An 18,715-nucleotide genomic window follows, 5' to 3' on the forward strand; every position below is an offset into this window, starting at 1 on the left:
CATGCTTGCACTAGCTTCCCTGGCTTCCGCGCTCCTGCGTCGACCATCGGCGGTTACTCGCCGCGGGCCAACCACTCGTCCAAGTGCGGGGACTCATCGCCGATCGTAGTTGATCCCCCGTGTCCCGGGTGCACAACTGTCTCGGGCGGCAACTCGAACAGCCGATCCCGGATCGACTCAATGATGACCTCGAAGTCGCTGAAGGAACGACCGGTCGCGCCCGGGCCGCCATTGAACAGCGTGTCGCCGGTGAAGACGACGCCTTCGCTGGGCAGGTAAAAGCACGTGGACCCGGGGGAGTGACCAGGGGTGTGGAGGGCCTTGATCCGCTGCCCGGCCACCTCGAAGATGTCCCTGTCCTGGATTTCGTGGTTCGGGTCGATCGACGGGAAGACCCGTTCCCACAGCATCAAATCCGACGAGTGCAGGTGGGTGGGAGCCCGGACGGCGTCACTCAGCTCCTGGACCACCCTGATGTGGTCATCGTGAGCGTGGGTCAGCAGGATGGCAACTACATTTCGTCCGTTGATGGCTTCGACGATGGCGCCCGCGTCGTGCGGAGCGTCGATGACGATGCACTCGTCATCGTTGCCGACGATCCAGACGTTGTTCTGCACATCCCAGGTACCGCCGTCGAGCGAAAATGTCCCGGCAGTTTCCAAATGTTCAATCCGCAATGCGGATCCGCTTGTTGTCTCTGTCATCCCAGTTCCACCACCGATCGCAGTACCTTGCCTTGTTCCATTTTGCTAAACGACTCTTCGATCTCATCGAGCTTGATCCGCTCGGAGACGAAGGCGTCGAGGTCCAGCCGCCCCAGCCGGTACTGGTCGACCAGCATCGGGAAGTCCCGCGACGGCAGGCAGTCACCATACCAGGACGACTTGAGTGCGCCGCCTCGACCAAACACGTCGAGCAGCGGCAGTTCGATCTTCATGTCGGGGGTCGGCACGCCCACCAGGACCACCGTGCCGGCCAGGTCCCGGGCGTAGAAGGCCTGCTTGTACGTCTCGGGGCGGCCCACCGCTTCGATCACGACGTCGGCGCCGTTGCCTCCCGTGAGTTCCTGGATGGCCTCCACCGGGTCGGATTCGCGGGAGTTGACCGTGTGCGTCGCCCCCATCGACGTGGCGGTCTCCAGCTTGCCGGCGTCAATGTCGACGGCGATGATCGTCGTCGCGCCCGCCAGCCGGGAGCCGGCGATGGCAGCCGTTCCGACGCCGCCGCAGCCGATCACTGCCACCGAGTCGCCGCGGCTGACATTGCCGGTGTTCATCGCGGAGCCGATGCCGGCCATCACACCGCACCCGAGCAGCCCGACGGCCGCCGCATCCGCGTCAGGATCGACCTTGGTGCACTGCCCGGCCGCGACCAGGGTCTTCTCGGCAAAAGCGCCAATGCCCAGCGCCGGGGACAATTCCGTACCATCCTCGAGCGTCATCTTCTGAGTCGCGTTATGTGTATCGAAGCAATACTGCGGCTCACCACGCTTGCAGGCGCGGCATTGGCCGCACACCGCCCGCCAGTTGAGGATGACTTTGTCACCGGGGGCGATGTCGGTGACGTCGTCGCCGACGGCGTTGACCACGCCTGTCGCTTCGTGTCCGAGCAGGAAGGGGAAGTCGTCGTTAATGCCGCCCTGCTTGTACTGCAGATCCGTGTGGCAGACACCGCAGGTGAGGATGTCCACCAAGGCTTCGCCCGGGCCGGGATCCGGCACCAGGATATTCTCCACTGTCACGTCCGCATCCTTGTGGCGCGCGATCACTCCACGCACTGTATGAACCATGTAGTCCTGTCCTCTCCGCCGGGCACCATTGTGATGGGGCAACCGCGTCTCTTCCGGTAACGGGCGTTTCGGTCATCGTAGGTAACAGGCACCGCCGGTTCCTATGATGGCCTCATGAGCGAATCCGTAGTTCCCATGCCCGCCGCCGACCGGCGTGCGTTTATCCAGGATTGGAAGGCATGGCACTTGACCCGTGAGGCCACCTTATCTGATCCATTCGGATGGTTGTCCGTGACGGACATGCACTGGCTGGACACGACGGCTCGCCGCTTTGCCGATATTCCCGGCCAATGGGCCAGCACGGAAACAGGCGTATGGGTGCAGCTGCCCGAGACCGAGGAGCTGTTTGTCGACGGCGGACAGGTCACCGGGTTCCACAACTTCGGTGCGCTCCGTGAGCGCCAGTCAATTACCGTTCGGACGGCGGATTTCGCCGTCGAAATCGCCCGCCGCGGTGGCGGAGACCTGATTCGTTCCCGGCGCCCCGATGCCCCCGCGTTGAAGGCTTTTTCCGGCGTGCCGACCTTCGAGCCCGATCCCCGCTGGCAGCTGGCCGGCATGTTCATCCCGAACAGGCGTCCGGTCACCGTGGCATCGGTGCTGGAACGGGTGCAGCACACCTATGATTCGCCCGGATCCCTGGAGTTCGACCTGGCCGGCCGGACCCACCGGCTCACAGCGTTCCCGGGCAAGGAACCGAATTCTTTCCAGGTGCTGTTTACCGATAAGACCACCGGCTCGGCCACGTCGGCACTGTGCCGGACGATGTTTGTCGCGCCTCCGGCGTCGGACGGTTCGGTGCTGCTGGATTTCAACCGGGCGGTGAATATGCCGTGCTCGTTTACGCGCCATGCCACCTGCCCGCTGCCCCCGCCTCAGAACAGGCTGCCGTTCGCCGTCGAGGCGGGGGAGAAGGAGTACGTCCCCGGTGCGGCCGGCTAGGCTGCGACCCGGTTCTGGACCTCTGCCAGTGACGGATTGGTGGCGCTGGAGCCATCATTGAACAGCACTGTGGGAACTGTCTGGTTGCCGCCGTTGAGCGTTTCGACCAGCTCGGCGGTTCCTTCGACCTCTTCGATATTGATCTCGGTGTAACCGATGCCCTTGGCGTCCAGCTGCGACTTCAGGCGGCGGCAATAGCCGCACCAGGTGGTCGAAAACATCGTAATGCTGCCGGCGTCGGGGGTGTAGTCCACGGTTGCTCCTTGTAGTGGCGTTGTCGCTGTCAACTGGGTCAACGCCGTCGTCGTCGAGCTCATTCCCACAGCAGTCCGCTGACCGGCTCGATCAGCTCGGGTCCGTTGTTGCGGACGCTGTTGACCTGGTTGCTGACCGTCCGGGGCACCAGCCTGGGTTCGGGCATGGCATCGAGCAGTTGGGCGACGTCGGCCGTGCTGGTGGTGTCCGGGTCCAGCCAGTCGTCATAGAAGTCAGGCGGGACAATCAGCGGGGTCCTGTCGTGGATGTGCCCGAGGGAATCAGTGGCCGCGGTGGTGATCACGGTGCAGGTGCGCAGCCACTTCTCGGGGTGGTCCTCCGGCAGTGCGGGGTCCGGCCAGTACTCGTATAATCCGGCGAAGGCCAGGATCTGCTCATCGGGCCCGTGCAGGTACATCGGTATTTTTCCGGTGTCTGTTTTCTGCCATTCAAAGTAGCCATCGGCGGCCACCAGCGCGCGTCTTTTCGCCGCGGCCTTCCGGAAGGATGGTTTCTGCGTCACCGTTTCGGCCCGGGCATTGATCAACCGTGCCGCGGCCTTGCGGTCCTTTGACCACGAGGGAACCAGCCCCCACCGTGCGCCGGCCAGCTGCCGGGAATGCTCCGCGCCGTTCCGGGATTGGCGTTCGACGACGATGGGCACCTCGTCGGTCGGGGCCACATTGTAGGAGGGAGGGATCTGCTGCTCGTAAGGTTCATCGATATCGAAGGAGGCAACGAGGTCGCCGGTGCTTCGAGCCATCACATATCTGCCGCACATGCCTCCATTATGGTTCAGGTGCGGCGATTCCGCTGCGGAAGCCGCGGTTACGGGTGCCGGCCGGTTTACTCTGCCGGGTCTGCGGTGTCTGCCTGGTCGATGACTTCGATGCGCACTGTTCCGTCCTGGTCAACAGACAGTCCCGGATTGAAGACGATTTCCCACCGGAAACCGTCCGGGTCGGCGAAGTAGCCGGAACAACCGCCCCAGCTCATCCGGCGGGCGGGCGCAATAATCGTTGCACCTGCGGCTTCGGCTTGTTCCATGACGGCTTCGACTTCCTCGATGCTGTCCACATTGTGGCCCAGGGATACAGGCGCGACAGCTGACGGCTCGAGGTCCGCCTCGACTGCGAACTTTTCGGCGTCGTACAGGGACAACAGCAGGCCATGGCCGATCTGGATAAAAATCACTTCGCCGGGAACGTCCAGGGTCGGCACCCACTTCAGCCCGTCGATGTAAAACCTGCGCGATGCATCGAGATCGCCCACGGCCAGGGTCAGCACATCGACGTTAGGTTGCATGTGTCGATATTCTCACACGATTCATAAACGTGGGCTGAAGGCCCAACGTACGGGTCTGTTGCGGGGTGTCCGTGATGGGCTGAACGACTGATCTGTATTTTGTCACCGGCCGGGCGTACGCTTAAAACCATACTCGAACACATATTCGATGAAGCAGTATGAGACAGGTAAGAGACACGGTTGGGAGGTGGCTGAAGTGGGACTCTTCAGCGAATCGGTAGAGGTGGTGTGTTCACCTTCCGGGCAGCCGCTGCGGCTCCAATGGGGGAACCGGAGCTACAAAATCGCGGCGGATCCATTGCGCTGGTATGAGCGGCGCAAGTGGTGGGAGGAGGAGCTGCGGGCCGAACGGGGCCGCGGGGCAGGACTGGTGGACCATGAAATCTGGCGGGTCCAGGCCAGGGCGAATGAGCAGTCGGAGCTGCGGACCTTCGACATCGCGTATCAGGCGGACACCGGGCGGTGGCGGATTGTGAAGATCCATGATGCCGTGCGGGAGCTGAGCGCGTAAGGGTTGGACGGACAGAAACCGCGATGAGTTTTACCCATCTACATGTATCGACCGCTTTCAGCGCCCACTATGGTGTGTCGTGGCCCGATGAACTGGCCGCCGCGGCTGCCGCTGACGGTGCCAGTGCCTTGGCATGCACCGACCGCGACGGGCTCTACGGGACGGTGAAACACCTCAAGGCATGCGCCAGCGCGGGGATCGACCCGATCGCAGGGGTGGATCTGGCCGTACTGGATCATGGCCAGGCTATCGGCCGGGTGGTCATCCTGGCACATGGACACATCCAGGGGGCGGGATACCGGGCGCTATGCCGGCTGATCTCGGATGCGCATGCCGGGACGGGAGCGCAGTCGCACCAACCGGTCGGCATCACCATGGAAGAACTAGCCTCCCGCTGCCTGGATCCTGCCACCCTCACCCCGGTATTGACCGTGTTGCTGGGCCCGTATTCCGACGTCGGCCAGGCGTTGCGCGCCCATCGGTATTCCATGGCGCGTTCGCTGATCTCCCGGTGGCAGCAGCTGATGCCGGACGGCAGTCTGGCTGCTGAAGTGGTGACGCATTTGAGCCCGCCGGGACAGTCGTTGAGCACCGGGCATGCGGTGAAGCTGTACAAACTGGCAGCCGAACGCAATCTTCCGGCGGTGTTAACCAATGCAGTGCGGTATTGCGATATCGACGGCGCGGCCACGGCCGATGTGCTGGATTCGGCCCGCGCCCTGACCGCTTTGGAGAAGCTCTCTGACCTGCAGCCCAATGGCCAGGGATGGCTGAAACCGGCCCGGCAAATGAAGGCGCTGGCTGCCGAAATTTCCAAGGCAGCCGATCTGGGCCGTGCCGGTGCCACCCGGCTGTTGGCGGCGACAGAAGAATTAGCTGACCGCTGCCGGATGGATCCGGTCTCCGACATGGGGTGGAAACAGCCGGTGGTCCCTGAAGTGTCGGTCATCGGTGTTGAATCCGAGCCGCTGACCGAGCTGTGGAACCGTTGCGAGGCCGGTATCGGCCGCAGGTTCGCCGGGATGTCGCATCAGCAGGAAGAGCGGGTGCAAAGTCGGCTGGACCATGAAATGCGGATCATCGGCCGGCTCGGGTTTTCCTCCTACTTCCTCACCGTGGCGGAGGTATCAAAAATGATTACCGGCATGGGAGTCCGGGCGGCTGCCAGGGGATCGGGCGCTTCATCGCTGGTGAATTACCTGCTGCACATCAGCCATGTGAACCCGCTGGAGCATGGCCTGATCTTCGAGCGCTTCCTCTCCCAGGACCGCTCCACCCTGCCCGATATTGATATCGACGTCGAAAGCGCCGAACGGCATAACGTGTACCACCGGATCTTCGAGCGGTTCGGACCCGAACGGGTCACCTTGATGAGTATGCAGAACGGGTACCGCGCCCGTGGCGCCGTCCGTGATGCCGGGCTTGCCCTGGGGATGGATGAGGACGACGTCGGCACCATCGCCAAGCAGCTGTGGCGGTTTTCGGCCGGCAAATTCCGTGAAGCCATGGCTGAAAAGCCGGAGCTGAGGGACTTTTCCTCCCAAGTGGACCAGAACCAGCAGCTGGACCTGCTGGTCGATCTGACCGAGCGGCTGGACCGGTTGCCCAGGCATATTTCCATGCACCCGTGCGGGGTGATCCTGGGAGACAAGAACCTGTTGGACCGCAGCCCGGTCCAGCCCAGCGGGCTGGGACTTCCGATGTCGCAGTTCGATAAGCACGACATGGATCCCATGGGGATGTTGAAGCTGGACGTACTCGGCGTGCGGATGCAAAGTTCGATGGCCTACGCCTTAAACGAAATCATCCGCATCCATCCCTCCGCCGCGGAGGTGGCCTCCGCCGGCGGACACCGGAAACCGGACGGCTCCATCCCGGACTTCATCTCCGGCGATGGACAGATCAGCCTGGACGCGGTGCCGCTCGATGACGAACCCACCTATGAACTGATCCGCAGCACCCACACCCTGGGATGCTTCCAGATCGAATCCCCGGGACAACGCGAACTGATCGGCAAGCTCGCTCCCGCCGGGTTTAACGACCTGATCATTGACATCTCGCTGTTCCGCCCCGGACCGATGAAGTCGGATATGGTCCGACCGTTCCTGGAGCACCGGCATGGCTGGGCACCGGAGAATTATCCGCATCCGGACCTGAAACCGGCGCTGGCGGAAACCCACGGCGTCACCGTCTTCCACGAGCAGATACTGCACACGTTCCATGTCTTTACCGGGTGCAGCATGGCCCAGGCAGATGTGCTTCGACGCCAACTGGGTGACGAGGACGCCGAACCGGCGGTCGAGGAGTTCTTCCGGACCCGGGCCATAGCCAGGAATTACCCGCTTGAGGTGGTGGACAAGGTATGGCACACGTTGAAATCGTTCGCCAGCTTTGGTTTTTGCAAGGCACACGGCGCGGCCTTCGCAGTTCCCACCTATCAGTCGGCCTGGCTGAAGGCACACCACCCGGAGGCCTTCCTGGCCGGCATTTTCGAACACGACCCCGGGATGTATCCACGGCGCCTGCTGGTGGCCGAAGCGCGGAGACTGGGAATTGAAATCCTGCCCCTGGACATCAACCGCAGCACAGGCCAGTACCGGGTGGAACGCATTCCGGATACGGAACCACCGGCCGGGGAGGGGAGCGGGGGACCACCGGTCGGGAACGGGTGCGGGGGACCTGCGGCCGGGGAGAGTAACGGGGGACCACCGGTCGGGAACGGGGAGCCCGGTTCCGGCGGCCGGCTCGGGATCCGGTTGAGCCTGGCCGGGATTTATGGGTTATCCCGGACTGAACTGAAGCGCATTGTCGCCGGACAACCGTATGACTCGCTGGCTGACCTGCGCACCCGCGCACGGGTGAGCAGGGCCAATTTGAAGCGGTTGGCTCAATTGGGAGCCTTCGATGCGCTGAACCGCACGATGCAGGGTAAAGGCAGCCGGGCGGACCTGATCCACCATTTAAACAGTGCCCCGTCCCGGCCCGCCCAGCGCAAACACCAGCCTGCTGCCGGCCAATTGACCCTTCCGCTCGGCGACCTTGAACTCAGCGGCTTGAAGCCGCAACTGCCGGAACCGGGCATGACCGAGAAGGTCCGCACGGAGCTGGATCTGTTGTCAGTCGATGCCAGTGCCCACCTGATGGACAGTTACCGCCCCCTGCTGGAGGAGCTGGGAGTCAGGCAGGCGGAGGAACTGCTGCAGCTGCGTAACGGCACCGAAGTGATGGTCGCCGGAATCCGGGTGGCCACACAAACTCCGCCCATGCGCGGCGGACGGAGAGTGGTCTTTATCAGTGTCGATGACGGTACGGGGTGTGTTGACTGCACCTTCTTCCACGAGGCGCAGCAGCAAGCCGGGCCATTGCTTTTTGGCACCGAGCTGCTGCTGGTTAAAGGAATCACCCGGCGCACCGGGCCAAAGGGGATCGGCCTGCAGGCGACCGCTGCCTGGGACCTGTCGGATGCCGACACGTTGCCACTGCCGGAGCGATCTTCCCGGCTCGGCCGGGAAACCGCTGCCGGGCCGCTCAAATAGCCTTTCCACGGGCCTCTGACGCGGTTTGGGTGTGAAACGGAATCCCTTGACAGTGTCCAGCAATCACGCCACAGTTCAGGTAGAACGACTTGCCCCACAGATATCGTTTTCCTCCGCGGAATATGAGTCGTGACAAACAGAGGTGGCGCCATGAGTACAGTTCCCGCACATGCACGTGTCGTCGTTATCGGCGCCGGAATCGTCGGAAATTCCATCGTTTATCACTTGGCACGTCTGGGCTGGCGGGACATTGTGCAGATCGACAAGGGGCCATTGCCGAACCCCGGAGGTTCCACCGGGCACGCCTCGAACTTCATTTTCCCGGTGGACCATTCGCGGGAAATCACAGACCTGACCCTGGACAGCGTCCGCCAGTACAAAGAATTGGGTGTCTTCACCGAATCAGGCGGCTTCGAAGTCGCCCGCACCGACGAACGGATGCAGGAACTTACCCGACGGCTGTCTTCGGCCCGGGCCTGGGGGATCGAATCAGAACTCGTCAGCCCGGAGACGGTGGCCGAACGTGTCCCGTACCTTGATCCGGAGATTATCCGCGGGGCGTTTTGGACTCCGGGAGCCGGCGTCGTCGATTCCCAGCGCGCGGGCACCTTGATGCGCGAAAAAGCAGCCGAACTTGGGGCGCTGCAGGTCTTCCCAACCGTTGAAGTCACCGGCATGGATGTCGAGTCAGACCACATACGCCGGGTGCACACCGACGCCGGGGACATCGAGACCGACACCGTCGTCGTCGCCTGCGGGGTCTGGTCGCCGAAGCTGGCGGCCATGGCCGGTGCGACGATCCCGCTGAGCCCCACCGTGCACCAGATGATCAGCGTCGGCCCGGTCCCGCAGTTCGCCGATACCAGCGGCGAGATTTCCTTCCCCATCGTCCGGGACATGGACACCGGCTGCTACGAGCGCCAGCACGGCGGCGACATGGAAGTCGGCTCCTATGCGCACCGGCCCATCCTGCACGATGCCGAGCAGATACCCTCCATCGCGCAGGCGAAACTCTCGCCCACCGAAATGCCGTTCACCGAAGAGGACTTCGATCCCCAGCTGGAGCAGGCGCTCGAGCTGATGCCTGACGTATTAGGCAACACGGACGTCGAAATCCGCTACGCCATCAACGGGCTGCTGTCCATGACCCCCGACGGCAGCCCGCTCCTCGGCGAGAGCCCCCAGGTCGACGGCCTCTGGTCCGCCGCGGCTGTCTGGGTCAAGGAAGGCCCGGGAGTCGGGCGGATGATGGCCGAGTGGATGACGACCGGAACGCCCGAATACGATACCCACGGCTCCAATATCGCCCGTTTCTATCCGTGCCAGCGCACCAGGACCAACGTGGACGCCCGGTCCGCCGAAGGCTTCAACAAGACCTACGGCATCGTGCACCCCGGTGAACAGTGGCTGAGCAACAGGAACGTGCGGTTGTCCCCAATGCACCGGGCCGAAGAAGAGCTCGAAGCGGAATTCTTCGAAGCGGTGGGCTGGGAACGCCCGCAATGGTATGAGTCGAATGCGCCCCTGCTGGCCGAGTACGGCGACGCCGTGATGAGGCGCGACGCTGAATGGGACTCACGATGGTGGTCACCGATCATCAACGCCGAACACCTGGCCATGCGCGAACGCGCCGGAATCGTCGATCTGTCCGCGTTCGCGATCTTCGACGTGGTCGGGCCGGGGGCGCTCGATACCGTCCAGCGGGTGGCCGTGGCCCAGATGGATGTGGGCGAGGGCAAGGTCGTCTACACTCCCGTCCTGGACGCGGTAGGCGGGTTCCGTTCGGACCTGACCGTGATGCGCCTGGGCGAAGATCAATTCCGGGTCGTAACCAGCGGTGGCAGCGGGAACATCGATCGCAAGTGGTTCTCCGACCGGCGCGTCGACCCGGCGACGACGCAGATAATCGACAGGACCTCGGAAATGACCACCATCGGTCTGTGGGGACCGCGGGCACGCGATATCCTCGGCCGGGTCACCGACGCGGATATCGGACCGGATGGGTTCAAGTTCGCCACCTGCCGGAGCATTGAAATCGGCCCGCTGAACGTACTCGCCTCGCGGATATCCTACGTCGGCGAACTGGGCTGGGAGCTCTACGTGCCGATGGAGCAAGGTGCACGACTGTGGTCGCTGTTGGTCGAAGCCGGGCGGCCGGACGGGCTGGTCCCCGTGGGCAACGGGGTATACGGCACCACGGGGCGGATGGAGAAAGGTTATCGTTCCTTCGGTGCGGAGCTGGACGCCGAGAGGACCGTGGTGGAGGCGTCGATGACGCGGCCGAGAGTCAAGACAGCAGATTTCATCGGACGCGATGCCTACCTGCGGCAACGTGCCGAGCCGCCTGAAACAATCCTCTGTTCACTGCAGGTCGACGACCACCGGTCCAGCACCGGCACCGACCGGTACATGCTCGGCGGCGAACACATCTGTGGTCCGGACGGTGAACCACTTGTCGATGGCCGCGGACGACATCCCTACGTCACGTCGGCCGGATCGGCACCGTCGCTCGGCGTGCATCTGCTGATGGCCTACCTCCCGCCCGAACAGGCCCGGGTCGGTACCAGGCTGGCCGTTGACTACATGGGGGACTTGTTCCCCATCACGGTGGCGGCCACCGACTCGACCCCGCTGTTCGACCCCGAAAACACGAGGATCCGGAGCTGAGAATGACGAATGTGCTGATCTGTATCAAACGTGTCCCGGAAATCTCGGGCGAAATCCTGCTCAGCGACGATCAGTACTCGATCGACGCCCGGCATGTTGGCTACACGCTCAGCGCCCATGACGAGTGCGCGATCGAACTCGGCGTCGGTCTGGCCAAGGACACCGGCGGGCATGCTCGGGTGCTAAGCATTGGCGCGGCCGGAGCCGCCGAACAGCTTCGGTACGCCGTGGCCGTGGGCGCCGACTCCGCAACCTTGATCGAGGCCGATCCCGAGGCCTTTGGCCCGGCGGACGTGGCCGCCGCGATAGCTTCCGAGGTCCGGCAGGCTCAGATGTCCTTCGAGCTGATTCTGGTGGGCAATGACGCCGCCGACACCGGAGACTTCCAGGTCGGCGTGCGGCTGGCCTACCAACTGGACAGGCCGGTGTTGACCGGAATCAACACCGCCGAAATCCGTGATGCAACGGTGCTGGCGCGAGGCGCCGGCCCGCAGGGCGTTGACGTATTCGAAATCCCGCTGCCCGCACTGATCGCGGTGCAGGAGGGAGGCGTGGAACCACGGTATCCATCGATCCGGGGCAGGATGAAGGCCAAGCGGCTCAAGATCGAGCAGAAGGCCGCGCCGCTGGAACCGGCAGGATCCGGCCGGGTGCGGCTGACCCTGCCGGAACCGAAACCCAGCACCGTGCACATGCTCGGTGAGGGACCTGATGCCGCACCGGCATTGGTCGACGTGCTGGCCAGGAGTGGAGTGCTGAACCGATGATACTTGTCCTCGTGGAAACAGGTGCCGATGGCGCTGCCGTCACCTCATTGGAGACACTGACCTTCGCCCGTCAACTGGCCGGGCGGCTCGGAACGCAGAGCGTCGAAGCTATGGTGACGGGCTCCCTCGAAGCCGCCGCGACGGTTCGGGACCAGTTGGCCGCCCAGGGCGTGGAGAGCGTCCATCATGCCGGCGGGCCGGGGATGGACCGCTACAGCGCAGGCGCTTGGGCAACGGCCCTGGCCGCGGTCCCGTCGGACTACGTGATGGCTGCAGGCACTCCGCGCGGCAGCGAAATCCTCGCCCACGTTGCCGCCCGCGCCGGAACATCAATGGCCGCCAACGTCGTCGACGTCGTCGACACCGATCCGGTGACCGTCTCCCGGCAGGTGATGGGAGGCGCCGCGTTCGAGCAGATGCGGGTGGACGGAAGTCCCACCGTGATCACCGTCGCCGGGCACGCCGTTGAACCGGCCGACGCCGCCCGGCCAAGCGACCCGGCGTGGCGGGAGTTCGAGCCAGAGCTCACCGAGGCGGACTTGGCAACAGCTGTGGTCCGGGTCGAAGAGGGCGAGGCGGACAACACCTCGGCGCTGACCGGTGCACGGGTCGTCGTCGGCGCCGGCCGTGGCGTGGGCGGGGCGGATGATTTCGACGATCTGCTGGAACTGACAGATCTGCTGGGTGCCACGCTGGGAGCGTCACGGGTGGTGACCAGCCTCGGGTGGAGACCGCACTACGAACAGATCGGCCAGACGGGCAGCAGGATCTCGCCCGACGTCTACATCGCCTGCGGCATCAGCGGGGCAGTCCAGCATTGGGCGGGATGCCAGTCGGCCAAGACGATTGTCGCCATCAACACAGACGCCGATGCCCCGATGGTTACCGGGGCCGATTACGCCATCGTCGGTGATTTGCATGAGGTGGTTCCGGCCATCAACGAGGAACTGCGGCGGCGGACTGCACCGGATGCGGCAGAATAGGGGCTGGTAGATTTTTACAGACGGTGATTCTTGATCGACAGGAGAGCAGTGAAGACGTCGGCGAGTAAGGCGGGCGCTGGTTTCCGCCAATCAAAGTGGTCCAAGTTGGTCTGGATCGTTCCCGTCGTGATCGTCGTCGCGGCCGCGGCCGTGATTGCTTCCCGATGGTTTCTGGACAGTGCGGCCGGACAGGACTTCCTAAGCCAATATTCCGGCCACAGCCGCGCCGCAGAAGGGACCCCGGCCGGTTTTCCCTGGTGGCTGCAATGGCAGCACTTCTTCAACCTCTTTCTGATCGTGCTGATCGTCCGCGCAGGGTGGATGGTCCGCACCCAGCAGACGCCGGAAGCGTACTGGACACGCACGGTAGGGCCGCGCAGTCGTCAGAATCCGCCGGCCAAGATGAGCATCTATCTGTGGTTGCACTACAGTCTGGGAACCTTATGGATACTTAACGGCGTCGTGTTCTACGTCCTGCTCTTTTCCACCGGGCATTGGAAACGGGTCGTGCCCGGCGGATGGGAGATCTTTCCCAATGCCATCTCGGCAGGGCTGCAGTACCTGTCGCTTAATTGGCCGATGGAATCCGCCTGGAATAGTTATAACGCACTTCAACTGCTTGCATATTTTGTGACGATTTTTATTGCGGCCCCGTTGGCCATCATCACCGGAATCCGACTGTCCTCACTATGGAGGAATAACTGGAAAATCAACCGCTTCTATCCGATAGAGGCCGCCCGGGCGGTCCACCTGCCGGTGATGTTCTACTTCGTGCTGTTCATCTTCGTCCATGTCGTGCTGGTGTTCACCACCGGCATGCGGCGCAACCTCAACTACATGTTCAGCAGCCAGGGGCAGGACACCGTCAACTGGATCGGTTTCTGGATCTTCGTCGTGGCGGCCATCATCGTGGTCCTGGGGTGGATCGCCGCGCGGCCGCTGTTCATGCAGTCTGCGGCGCAGCTCACCGGCAAGGTGACCCGGCGATGAGCGACGCGACTTGCCACCCGCTGATGCTGATACGGGGGAGTGGCCAGCATTTCTGTGCAAGCCCTGTCGTCGTGACGGTGGTGATGGGATACTGAGGACATGATGGCCGTTAAGTTGCAGGATCGTGCGGCGATTGCGCGTGCCTGTGAGCGGTACGGAGTGGCGCGCCTGAGGGTGTTCGGGTCGGTGCTGACCGACGGCTTCGATCCTGAGCGCAGCGACATCGACTTCCTCGTCGACTACAAGCCTGACGCGGAGCGCACTTTCCAGGCGCTCTTCGGGCTTCGTGCGGAGCTGGAGCGGATCGTTGGCCTGCCGGTAGACCTGACCGACGCTCGTAACGTTCGCAACCCGTACTTCGCAGAGTCGGCGTTCGGCACGGCGCAGGATGTTTATGCGGCCTGAGACGCCTGCACACCTGTGGGATGCTCTGCGGGCGGCGGAGAAGGCGCGCGCCATTGTCGACGGGCTGACTCGCGATGGCTACCTCGCCGACTGGATCCGACAGGCAGCAGTTGAGCGGCAGTTGGAGATTATCGGCGAGGCGCTGAACCGCATTCGCCGCGACGATGTCGAAAGCGCCAACAGAGTGCCCCAAGTCCATGCAATTGTCGCCACGAGAAACGTCATCGTGCACCGCTACGATGATGTCGATCACGTGCGCGTGTGGGCGGTATTGGAGCACGACATTCCCACGCTGATCCCTGTCCTCGAGTCGCTACTAGCCGAATACGGTCCGCCAACTGTCTGACGTTCCGTGCGCTGCAGTCATCCCACGTAGCGGTCATGGGTGGCGTCGGGTTTCGCGGCGAGGTGCTATCGCCCTCGGCTTGGATCCAGGGCATCGGTGCCAGCATCAATCTCATTTTCGTCGGCGGAATGCAGCCGGTGGCTGGGACCGTGGTCCCGACATGCTCTTTGGACCACGTAAACCCGGTTTAGAGCAGACGAATACTACATCCCGGACCTGTTGCGTTGACCATTCGCGTATCCGTGGTCACCAGTGATAGGTCAAGCACTTCGGCCAACACGACGTAGGTGGCTTCGTAGGCACTGAGATTATGCCGCAGTTCCCACATCCGGGGTAGCAGCGGCCGGGCGCCAAACCTCTCCAGATAGAGCTCGCCGAAACCATCCATCGCCTTCGCGCCCTGATTTTCGGTCAGCACCGAGCGAAGGACCAGTCGGCGAAGGGCATTCGCCACCTCACTGTCCAGCAGATACGGCGCAGCCAATGCTTCGGCTCCGATGCGCTGTGGCTCGATATCGTTCACCAACAATTCGACGATGACGCCGACGTCGACAACGATCACTCGCCACGACCGGCATGTAAAGCGCTGACAATGCTCTCACGCGGAACGTCGGCCGCAACGGCCCCTTTGTGTTTCGAGGATGATGGCGGAATTGACCTCTATAGCCTGGGTGCGCTGCGCCAAATGGGAGAGCTCGCGCACCAAGTACCGGGTCTCAGCGATACACCTTGAGCTTCCGCCGCCTCTGAGAGGACTTTGTGGACGTTCCGGCGGCAAAAAGCGCAATCACCTGGCGGAGTTCGGCAGCGTGCCGCGATGGTGGGGCGATGTTGGTGGGGCCCAACCGATGCCGATACCATCAAAGGGACCCTCGTCGTACGGGGGCCATCGCGTCGTGCTCCGGCGCGCGACATCACCTAGCATCGAGGAGACTCCCGTGGCAGTGCCCCAACACATCACCCTCATCGTCGACGGCGAAGAGCACCAGGTGACGGCGGGCACTACCGGAACCGAACTGTTCGCCGACCAGCGCGACGTCGTCGTCATCCGGGTCAATGATGAGCTCAAAGACCTGGACACCGAACTGGTTGAGGACGGGGCCCGGGTCGATCCGGTGGCGATTGGCTCACCGGAGGGCCTCAACGTACTGCGGCACTCGGCCGCACACGTGATGGCACAGGCCGTCCAGCAGCTGCGCCCGGACGCCAAGCTGGGGATTGGCCCCTACGTCACCGATGGGTTCTACTTCGATTTCGATGTCGAAGACCCCTTCACGCCCGAGGACCTGAAAAAGCTGGAAAAGATGATGCTCAAAATCGTCAACAGCAACCAGCAGTTCCGGCGCCGGGTGGTCACCGGTGACAAGGCGCGCGCCGAGATGGCCGACGAACCGTACAAACTCGAGCTGCTCGGGCTCAAGGGTGAGTCAGCCGAGGCCGAGCTGGATGCCGAACTGGACGGGGCCGAGGGCGCTTCCGTGGAAGTGGGCGCCGGCGAGCTGACGATCTACGACAACGTGGACCGCAAAAGCGGCGACGTCGTCTGGGAAGACTTGTGCCGCGGACCGCACCTGCCGAACACGAAAATCATCTCCAACGCCTACGCGCTAACCCGCTCGGCCGCCGCCTACTGGCGTGGCGACGAAAAGAACAAGCAGCTGCAGCGCATCTATGGCACCGCCTGGCCCACCAAGGATGATCTGAAGGCCTACCAGGAACGCATTGCCGAGGCGGAGCGGCGCGACCACCGCCGCATCGGGGCCGAACTCGACCTGTTTTCCTTCCCCGAGGAACTTGGGTCGGGGCTGCCGGTTTTCCACCCCAAGGGCGGAATCGTGCGGAAGGCGATGGAGGACTACTCCCGACAGCGCCATGCCGACGCCGGGTACGAGTTCGTGTACACGCCCCACATCACCAAGTCCAGGCTCTATGAGGTCTCCGGGCACCTGGACTGGTATCGGGACGGCATGTTCCCGCCTATGCATGTGGACGAGGTGACCGACGACGACGGCAACGTGGTCAAGCCCGGCCAGGACTACTACCTCAAGCCGATGAACTGCCCGATGCACTGCCTGATCTTCGAATCCCGCGGCCGCTCCTACCGGGAACTGCCCATGCGGATGTTCGAGTTCGGCTCGGTGTACCGCTATGAGAAATCCGGTGTCATCCACGGCCTCACCCGGGTGCGGGGCATGACCCAGGACGATGCCCATATTTTCTGCACCCGCGACCAGATGAAGCAGGAGCTGTCCACCACCCTCGACTTCGTCCTCGGGCTGCTCCGCGATTACGGCTTGGAGGACTTCTATCTGGAGTTGTCCACCAAGAACCCGGATAAGTATGTCGGCTCCGACGAGATCTGGGACGAAGCAACCAACACACTGGCTGAAGTGGCCCAGGCGTCCGGGCTGGAGCTCGTTCCGGATCCCGGCGGCGCCGCATTCTACGGCCCTAAAATCTCCGTGCAGGCCCGCGACGCGATCGGCCGGACGTGGCAGATGTCAACCATGCAGTTGGACTTCAACACCCCGGCGCGTTTCGAGCTGGAGTACCAGTCCGACGATGGTTCGCGGCAGCAGCCGGTGATGATCCACCGTGCGCTGTTCGGTTCGGTGGAACGCTTCCTGGCCGTGCTGACCGAGCACTATGCGGGCGCTTTCCCGGCCTGGCTGGCCCCGGTGCAGGTCGTGGGCATTCCGGTGGCCGAGGCGTTCAACGACTACATGTACGACATCGTCGACAAGCTCCGCGCCGCCGGTATCCGTGCGGAAGTGGATATCAGCACGGACAGGTTCCCCAAGAAGATCCGCAATGCCAGCAAGGACAAGGTGCCGTTCGTGCTGATCGCCGGCGGCGAGGACAGCGATGCCGGGGCGGTTTCGTTCCGCTTCCGTGACGGCAGCCAGCAGAACGCGGTGCCCGTCGACGACGCCGTCGGCCGCATTGTTGAAGCGGTAGCCAACCGGGAAAGGTAGTATCTGTGGCCACGCCGAAGCAGACAGCCGATCAGATGGGAGCCGAATCCATCACGGACGATTTCGAGATTCCGGGCGTGCCCGACTGCTTCCAGCGGCTGTGGACACCGCACCGGATGGCCTACGTCAAGGGCGGCCAGGATCAATTCAAGGACAGTGAGTGCCCCTTCTGTGCTGCTCCGGCCCGCAAGGACGAGGATTCGCTGATCGTCCACCGCGGCGAAACTGCCTATGTGGTGCTGAACCTGTTTCCTTACAACCCCGGCCATCTGCTGGTGTGCCCGTACCGGCATGTGCCCGACTACACGGACATCACCAGCGGCGAGACGGTGGAAATCGCTGAACTGACGCAAACGGCCATGCGTGTGCTGCGCCAGGTGGCCAAACCCACCGGCTTCAATCTCGGGATGAACCAGGGAACCAGCGGTGGGGCGGGGATTGCCGCACACCTGCACCAGCACATCGTCCCCCGGTGGGGAGGCGACGGGAATTTCCTGCCCATCATCGCCCAGACCAAGGCCATCACCCAGACCCTCGATGAAGTACGCGGCCAACTGACGGAGGCATGGCCGGCACCGGAAACCTCCGACACCGGCCGCTAAAGGGGCGAATGAATGCTGAATAAATACACCCGCGCGTTCTTTGCCGCCATCTTCACCCCGCTGGCCCGTCTGCTGGTGCGAATGGGGGTGTCGCCGGACGTGGTCACGGTGATCGGAACCGGCGGGGTGGCGGCCGGCGCGCTCATCTTCTACCCAATGGGCGAGCTGTTCTGGGGGACAGTATTCATTACGGTGTTTGTGTTCTCGGACATTGTCGATGGCCTGATGGCCCGGATGTCGGGCCATCAAGGCCACTGGGGCGCCTTCCTGGATTCCACCCTGGACCGGTTCGGCGATGCGGCCGTATTCGCCGGATTGGTGATCTGGTACTTCACCGGAGGCGCCAACTACCGGATTGCGGTGCTGGCCCTCGCCTGCCTGGTGCTGGGCAGCCTGGTGTCGTATGCCAAGGCCCGCGCCGAAGGACTGTCCATGACGGCCAATGTGGGAATCGCTGAGCGCTCCGAACGGCTCGTCGTGGTGCTGGTCACCACCGGCTTCACCGGTCTCGGCCTGCCCGAGCAGGTGCTGTTGACCGTGATGGCACTGCTCACCGTCGCCAGTCTCATCACGGTGCTGCAGCGTATCCTCACGGTGCGGTGCCAGGCGCTGGCGCCGCACCGTGGCACGGACTGAGCCGAG

General features: G+C 63.4%; 18 protein-coding genes. 12 read left to right on the forward strand and 6 right to left on the reverse strand.

Translation table 11 applies throughout. The features are described from left to right. Positions 1-53: 53 nt before the first annotated feature. Positions 54-704 (reverse strand): MBL fold metallo-hydrolase, encoded by a 651-nt coding sequence (locus tag H535_RS0102785; RefSeq protein ID WP_026818331.1) that lies wholly within the window; start codon positions 702-704, stop codon positions 54-56. Continuing rightward, on the reverse strand, positions 701-1,789 hold the full coding sequence (locus tag H535_RS0102790; RefSeq protein ID WP_026818332.1) for an S-(hydroxymethyl)mycothiol dehydrogenase: 1,089 nt from the start codon (positions 1,787-1,789) through the stop codon (positions 701-703). Before H535_RS0102790 ends, H535_RS0102785 begins: the two co-directional genes overlap by 4 nt. Before the next feature lie 114 nt (positions 1,790-1,903). Between H535_RS0102790 and H535_RS0102795 the strand changes: the two genes are divergently transcribed. Continuing rightward, entirely contained in the window at positions 1,904-2,731 is an 828-nt protein-coding gene (locus H535_RS0102795) for a DUF1684 domain-containing protein (RefSeq protein WP_211236511.1), read from the forward strand. On the opposite strand, the gene H535_RS0102800 is transcribed toward H535_RS0102795, so the two are convergent. The 3 genes from H535_RS0102800 to H535_RS0102810 all read right to left on the reverse strand — a co-directional run bounded on the left by H535_RS0102800 (position 2,728) and on the right by H535_RS0102810 (position 4,291). Next, positions 2,728-2,985, reverse strand: a complete 258-nt coding sequence (locus tag H535_RS0102800) for a mycoredoxin (protein WP_026818334.1) — start codon at positions 2,983-2,985, stop codon at positions 2,728-2,730. The two genes, H535_RS0102795 and H535_RS0102800, sit on opposite strands and share 4 nt — an antisense overlap. A 59-nt stretch (positions 2,986-3,044) precedes the next feature. Further along, complete coding sequence (locus H535_RS0102805; protein ID WP_026818335.1) at positions 3,045-3,767, reverse strand: SOS response-associated peptidase; 723 nt, start codon at positions 3,765-3,767, stop codon at positions 3,045-3,047. A gap of 65 nt (positions 3,768-3,832) precedes the next feature. Beyond that, entirely contained in the window at positions 3,833-4,291 is a 459-nt protein-coding gene (locus tag H535_RS0102810; protein WP_026818336.1) for a VOC family protein, read from the reverse strand. Between the two features lie 187 nt (positions 4,292-4,478). Here H535_RS0102810 and H535_RS0102815 point away from each other — a divergent pair, with 187 nt between their 5' ends. The 8 genes from H535_RS0102815 (at position 4,479) to H535_RS0102850 (ending at position 14,496) form a co-directional block, all read left to right on the forward strand. Then, positions 4,479-4,802, forward strand: coding sequence for a DUF6504 family protein (locus H535_RS0102815; protein WP_342667709.1), 324 nt, complete (start codon positions 4,479-4,481; stop codon positions 4,800-4,802). Positions 4,803-4,825: 23 nt separating this feature from the next. Continuing rightward, on the forward strand, positions 4,826-8,338 hold the full coding sequence (locus tag H535_RS23150; protein ID WP_051298419.1) for a DNA polymerase III subunit alpha: 3,513 nt from the start codon (positions 4,826-4,828) through the stop codon (positions 8,336-8,338). A 150-nt stretch (positions 8,339-8,488) separates the two neighbouring features. Beyond that, complete coding sequence (locus H535_RS0102825) at positions 8,489-11,005, forward strand: GcvT family protein (RefSeq protein WP_026818338.1); 2,517 nt, start codon at positions 8,489-8,491, stop codon at positions 11,003-11,005. A gap of 2 nt (positions 11,006-11,007) precedes the next feature. After that, positions 11,008-11,772, forward strand: a complete 765-nt coding sequence (locus H535_RS0102830) for an electron transfer flavoprotein subunit beta/FixA family protein (protein ID WP_026818339.1) — start codon at positions 11,008-11,010, stop codon at positions 11,770-11,772. After that, positions 11,769-12,755: an electron transfer flavoprotein subunit alpha/FixB family protein gene (locus H535_RS0102835; protein ID WP_026818340.1), complete on the forward strand. Its 987-nt coding sequence runs from the start codon at positions 11,769-11,771 to the stop codon at positions 12,753-12,755. Before H535_RS0102830 ends, H535_RS0102835 begins: the two co-directional genes overlap by 4 nt. 48 nt (positions 12,756-12,803) lie before the next feature. Further along, a complete protein-coding gene (locus H535_RS0102840) occupies positions 12,804-13,745 on the forward strand; it encodes a cytochrome b/b6 domain-containing protein (RefSeq protein ID WP_026818341.1) in 942 nt (313 codons plus the stop codon). Between the two features lie 99 nt (positions 13,746-13,844). Beyond that, on the forward strand, positions 13,845-14,150 hold the full coding sequence (locus tag H535_RS0102845) for a nucleotidyltransferase family protein (protein ID WP_211236513.1): 306 nt from the start codon (positions 13,845-13,847) through the stop codon (positions 14,148-14,150). Beyond that, entirely contained in the window at positions 14,140-14,496 is a 357-nt protein-coding gene (locus tag H535_RS0102850; protein ID WP_026818343.1) for a HepT-like ribonuclease domain-containing protein, read from the forward strand. Before H535_RS0102845 ends, H535_RS0102850 begins: the two co-directional genes overlap by 11 nt. 187 nt (positions 14,497-14,683) lie before the next feature. Here H535_RS0102850 and H535_RS0102855 read toward each other — a convergent pair whose 3' ends face one another. Then, positions 14,684-15,058, reverse strand: a complete 375-nt coding sequence (locus H535_RS0102855; protein ID WP_026818344.1) for a type II toxin-antitoxin system VapC family toxin — start codon at positions 15,056-15,058, stop codon at positions 14,684-14,686. 376 nt (positions 15,059-15,434) lie between these two features. Between H535_RS0102855 and thrS the strand changes: the two genes are divergently transcribed. From thrS to pgsA, 3 genes are read left to right on the forward strand one after another with little or no spacing between them, the layout of a single operon-like run. Next, the gene (gene thrS, locus H535_RS0102860) at positions 15,435-17,471 is read left to right on the forward strand and encodes a threonine--tRNA ligase (RefSeq protein ID WP_026818345.1); all 2,037 of its coding nucleotides are present in this window, start codon (positions 15,435-15,437) and stop codon (positions 17,469-17,471) included. Between the two features lie 35 nt (positions 17,472-17,506). Then, positions 17,507-18,073 (forward strand): HIT family protein, encoded by a 567-nt coding sequence (locus tag H535_RS0102865; protein ID WP_026818346.1) that lies wholly within the window; start codon positions 17,507-17,509, stop codon positions 18,071-18,073. Between the two features lie 12 nt (positions 18,074-18,085). After that, on the forward strand, positions 18,086-18,709 hold the full coding sequence (gene pgsA / locus H535_RS0102870) for a phosphatidylinositol phosphate synthase (RefSeq protein ID WP_026818347.1): 624 nt from the start codon (positions 18,086-18,088) through the stop codon (positions 18,707-18,709). Positions 18,710-18,715: the final 6 nt, after the last annotated feature.

Origin of the sequence: Arthrobacter castelli DSM 16402 (assembly GCF_000430705.1) — a bacterium.
Lineage (GTDB): Bacteria > Actinomycetota > Actinomycetes > Actinomycetales > Micrococcaceae > Arthrobacter_C > Arthrobacter_C castelli.

Coding starts and splice junctions, on each gene's coding strand:
- H535_RS0102825 (WP_026818338.1), top strand. CDS start 8,489: ATGAGTACAGTTCCCGCACATGCACGTGTCGTCGTTATCGGCGCCGGA.
- H535_RS0102830 (WP_026818339.1), top strand. CDS start 11,008: ATGACGAATGTGCTGATCTGTATCAAACGTGTCCCGGAAATCTCGGGC.
- H535_RS0102790 (WP_026818332.1), bottom strand. CDS start 1,789: ATGGTTCATACAGTGCGTGGAGTGATCGCGCGCCACAAGGATGCGGAC.
- H535_RS0102795 (WP_211236511.1), top strand. CDS start 1,904: ATGAGCGAATCCGTAGTTCCCATGCCCGCCGCCGACCGGCGTGCGTTT.
- H535_RS0102810 (WP_026818336.1), bottom strand. CDS start 4,291: ATGCAACCTAACGTCGATGTGCTGACCCTGGCCGTGGGCGATCTCGAT.
- H535_RS0102865 (WP_026818346.1), top strand. CDS start 17,507: ATGGGAGCCGAATCCATCACGGACGATTTCGAGATTCCGGGCGTGCCC.
- H535_RS0102845 (WP_211236513.1), top strand. CDS start 13,845: ATGATGGCCGTTAAGTTGCAGGATCGTGCGGCGATTGCGCGTGCCTGT.
- pgsA (WP_026818347.1), top strand. CDS start 18,086: ATGCTGAATAAATACACCCGCGCGTTCTTTGCCGCCATCTTCACCCCG.
- H535_RS0102805 (WP_026818335.1), bottom strand. CDS start 3,767: ATGTGCGGCAGATATGTGATGGCTCGAAGCACCGGCGACCTCGTTGCC.
- H535_RS0102785 (WP_026818331.1), bottom strand. CDS start 704: ATGACAGAGACAACAAGCGGATCCGCATTGCGGATTGAACATTTGGAA.
- H535_RS0102835 (WP_026818340.1), top strand. CDS start 11,769: ATGATACTTGTCCTCGTGGAAACAGGTGCCGATGGCGCTGCCGTCACC.
- H535_RS23150 (WP_051298419.1), top strand. CDS start 4,826: ATGAGTTTTACCCATCTACATGTATCGACCGCTTTCAGCGCCCACTAT.
- H535_RS0102850 (WP_026818343.1), top strand. CDS start 14,140: ATGCGGCCTGAGACGCCTGCACACCTGTGGGATGCTCTGCGGGCGGCG.